The organism is Nostoc sp. JL23 (assembly GCF_017115065.1).
Lineage (GTDB): Bacteria > Cyanobacteriota > Cyanobacteriia > Cyanobacteriales > Nostocaceae > Nostoc > Nostoc punctiforme_A.
In genome coordinates, this window is the sequence record NZ_JABXKN010000017.1 from 1 (window position 1) to 3,166 (window position 3,166).

Annotated in this window: 7 protein-coding genes; 5 read left to right on the forward strand and 2 right to left on the reverse strand. The window is 37.1% G+C overall.

Features of this window, described 5'->3' with window-relative positions:
• Complete coding sequence (locus HWQ42_RS02505) at positions 1 to 282, reverse strand: hypothetical protein (RefSeq protein ID WP_292809000.1); 282 nt, start codon at positions 280 to 282, stop codon at positions 1 to 3.
• Positions 283 to 297: 15 nt separating this feature from the next.
• The gene (locus HWQ42_RS02510; RefSeq protein WP_292809002.1) at positions 298 to 732 is read right to left on the reverse strand and encodes a Rieske (2Fe-2S) protein; all 435 of its coding nucleotides are present in this window, start codon (positions 730 to 732) and stop codon (positions 298 to 300) included.
• A gap of 341 nt (positions 733 to 1,073) precedes the next feature.
• Between HWQ42_RS02510 and HWQ42_RS02515 the strand changes: the two genes are divergently transcribed.
• From HWQ42_RS02515 to HWQ42_RS02535, 5 genes are all read left to right on the forward strand, one after another.
• Positions 1,074 to 1,730, forward strand: a complete 657-nt coding sequence (locus tag HWQ42_RS02515) for a TetR/AcrR family transcriptional regulator (RefSeq protein ID WP_292809004.1) — start codon at positions 1,074 to 1,076, stop codon at positions 1,728 to 1,730.
• Positions 1,731 to 1,804: 74 nt separating this feature from the next.
• A complete protein-coding gene (locus HWQ42_RS02520; RefSeq protein WP_292809006.1) occupies positions 1,805 to 2,050 on the forward strand; it encodes a DUF4160 domain-containing protein in 246 nt (81 codons plus the stop codon).
• Positions 2,043 to 2,465 (forward strand): DUF2442 domain-containing protein, encoded by a 423-nt coding sequence (locus HWQ42_RS02525; RefSeq protein ID WP_292809008.1) that lies wholly within the window; start codon positions 2,043 to 2,045, stop codon positions 2,463 to 2,465. Before HWQ42_RS02520 ends, HWQ42_RS02525 begins: the two co-directional genes overlap by 8 nt.
• Before the next feature lie 35 nt (positions 2,466 to 2,500).
• Entirely contained in the window at positions 2,501 to 2,650 is a 150-nt protein-coding gene (locus tag HWQ42_RS02530; RefSeq protein WP_292809010.1) for a hypothetical protein, read from the forward strand.
• Positions 2,651 to 2,804: 154 nt separating this feature from the next.
• Positions 2,805 to 3,128 carry a hypothetical protein gene (locus HWQ42_RS02535; RefSeq protein ID WP_292809011.1) on the forward strand — a complete coding sequence of 108 codons (324 nt, stop codon included), beginning with the start codon at positions 2,805 to 2,807 and terminating at the stop codon, positions 3,126 to 3,128.
• Positions 3,129 to 3,166 lie beyond the last annotated feature (38 nt).

A 3,166-nucleotide genomic window follows, 5' to 3' on the forward strand; every position in this document is an offset into this window, starting at 1 on the left:
TTATCTGAATGGTTTACTTGCTATTTGAGTGTTTCTGCCAAAAGTGGATGCTCCCGCTGTAGTTGAAGGAAAAGCGTATTCGAGTGTGTTAGCAAGCGTTTTCGGGAATATTCCCAAAATAGGATTTTTGATAATTTCTCCTAATGTGTTGTTAGCTCTTGTCAGTTCTTGTTTGACTGTAGCAGAGTATCCTTTTTCTTCAAAATGACTTACATTACAAGATGTAATTTTAAATAGTTCTTTATGAGTACCATTTTGGTGATTATAGTCATAGTTAACCATTAGGTTACTCAAAAATTAACCTTGAATACTTTTTTCCCCAGTTACTCCAATGAACTCGTATTCATCGACAATTTTCTGATGCAAATCTGGGATGGGCAATCTTGGTTCAAATCCAGCATAAGTCCAGATGCAGTCATTGCTAATAATTAACTCTAATGGTTTGGTAATTGGCTGAGTGTCTTTTTTATCTCCTTGCTGTAGTCTGCCTTGTCCATCAAATTCTAGTGCATGAAAAGGGCAAGTAATAGTATCTCTATCTTGACAAATCCAGCCGTTTGATAAGGGTGCTTGCATGTGCGGACAGATGTTATCAAGGGCAAAGACTTCGCCTTTTTGGTTTTGCCAAATAATATAATCCTGTCCATTTAATGTGATTTTATTTGGTTTATTCACTTCCAATATAAATTTGTGCGCGATTAACCAAGGCGCACCAGGTAAAATTGGTTCCATTTTTTCTCCAAAATATTGATTGATAGTTTTTTGAAAAATCGCTAGATGAGTTAGTAAAAGGCAACGCAATATTGAAACTTAAAAGTTGTAGGCAAGCTGGTGTCACCTGTCCTACATCACTCTTTTGAATGTAAATTGGGATAACTAAAGTCTTGTCTGCAATGGACGAACTAATACTACCGGGCATTTGCTCGGCTAACTTCGGCTACTGCATGGACAAGTTATACAATTAACTAATTAATTTTTTAGTTAGTAAGTATTAATTTAATAAATTTCATCTTCTATGTCAACTACTAACCAAGTTTTTAGTTAATATATTTTCGTTATGATGATGGAGCAATGTGGGTCGTTCAACGCAGTCAAAATTCTCATCTAAAAAGCCGCGTCAGGTGCGCGATGCAGAAGCAACGAAAAGGCAGATTCTGGATGCGGCGGAAGCGGAGTTTGCCAGAAATGGACTTCAAGGGGCGCGGACAGGAGCGATCGCTAGAGGTGCAGGTGTCACTACAGCGATGATTTACTACTACTTCCAGAGCAAGGAAGGACTATATCAAGCGGTTCTGCAACGTCCGGCGGTGGAGATGCATGAAGGGTTTGAGCAGCTAAATTTGGATCGGTTCCCACCAGAGGAAGCCTTGAAACTGCTAGTCAAAGGAGCGATCGCTTATGAAGCTGCTCACCCGCATAGAGGAATGCTTTGGTTCCAAGAAGCAAACCAAAATCAGGGTAAGTATTTTAAAGAGGGAAATTGGCAAGAAAATTTTAGCTATCTCATCAAGATTTTAGAGCGGGGGATGGCGGAAGGTTGTTTCCGTCAACTCGATCCATTTTTCACCACCCTGCATATTATTGGAGTTTGTAATTTATACTTCAACGCTTACGAAAACATTAAGCATACTAGACCAGATTTGCAACTGCTAAGTCCAGAAATGATTGAGCAGCATACTCAAGCAGCAGTTAATTTTATCTTGGCTGGTGTGCGAGGTACTGGGGATTAGGAATTGAATATTAGGTACTCAATGTACTGATAAATCCAAACGCTTAGGTTATCTCTGATAAAATAAGATATCAAATGCCAACAATCTTAAGAAAAGGCGGTTTCGAGGTTCGTATCTACCTTAACGATCATATTCCTGCTCATGTCCATGTTTTTAAAGGGGGCGGAGAGTCAAAAATCAACATAGGAGATGAAAACCTAACTCCAGAGTGGGTTTCGGTATCCCCAGAAATGAGTGATAAAGATGCGGTTAAAGCCTTAAAGTTAGTTGCAGATCACCAATTGGAACTACTAAAAAAGTGGCGAGAATATCATGGTTAAAAAGATTGCGGCTACAGAAGAATTAAAAGAAAAGCTAGCCAATGCCAGAGCAAACTCAGATGCGATCGCCACATCTGAACCACGAGCTACTCGTGCTTTTTATGACGCTTACTTAGGAATGATTATAGTCTTCTTGTCTAACAAATGTATGTTTGGGTTCCCTTCAGAGGTAGGGGAAGGACTGGCGGGTGCTTCGGTCAAGGATTTAGCAGAAGTAGAGGTAACACCTTCTGGTGAAGGATTACATTGGAAAACCCTAGATGTAGATTTGAGTATTCCTGCTTTGATGAACGGAATATTTGGAACTAAAAAATGGATGGCTGAACTTGCTAAAAAAGGTGGAAATTCTACTTCTTCTGCAAAATCTGAGGCATCTCGACTAAATGGTACAAAGGGCGATCGCCCTCGAAAATAAATTGTACTGACTATTGATGAAGCTTGATATATTAATTGACTCTAGTGACCATAAAGCGATCGCATCAAGGCTGCGGTGTAGAGTCAGCAAAACTTGAAAAAGCCTTGAGATTATCGGTAGTCGAAGCAGTAGACGCAATCGAGTTAGAGAAAGCTATTTGTAACAATACCGCTTGCAAAGGTTAACTTTATATTAAATTACTGAAATCACATATAAATAGTGACTTATGTTACATACTTTATTGTAATACGTGGTTAATACTATTTAAGTATAAATACTATTCAATAAATGATTTACAGGTACTTCCTACACTATCTAGTGGTTATATAGATGTTTTTTTTGAGTATAAAATCAAGAAATTCATTATTATTTATAGTAATCAGCTCATTTTGTATATCATTATTACTTGCATTAATTCATACTGCATTCACAATAAATATTTTTATTACTATATTAGGACTAACTTTATTTTTATCAGGTATTTTTTTACATTTAAGGAATCAAAGTATAGTAAAAACACAACCTATATTAGCACCCATAAAGCAGATAATACCAACAACAAATAAGCAAAGAACAGTTAATACAAATGGTGGGGCTTATAATGAAAAAATTAAAAGAGATTATATTGGACGCGATTTAAATAAATTAGGACTTACGCATTGACAAAAAATATCACCTATGGAATCTATAGATGCTAGATA

Coding starts and splice junctions, on each gene's coding strand:
- HWQ42_RS02505 (WP_292809000.1), bottom strand. CDS start 282: ATGGTTAACTATGACTATAATCACCAAAATGGTACTCATAAAGAACTA.
- HWQ42_RS02510 (WP_292809002.1), bottom strand. CDS start 732: ATGGAACCAATTTTACCTGGTGCGCCTTGGTTAATCGCGCACAAATTT.
- HWQ42_RS02520 (WP_292809006.1), top strand. CDS start 1,805: ATGCCAACAATCTTAAGAAAAGGCGGTTTCGAGGTTCGTATCTACCTT.
- HWQ42_RS02525 (WP_292809008.1), top strand. CDS start 2,043: ATGGTTAAAAAGATTGCGGCTACAGAAGAATTAAAAGAAAAGCTAGCC.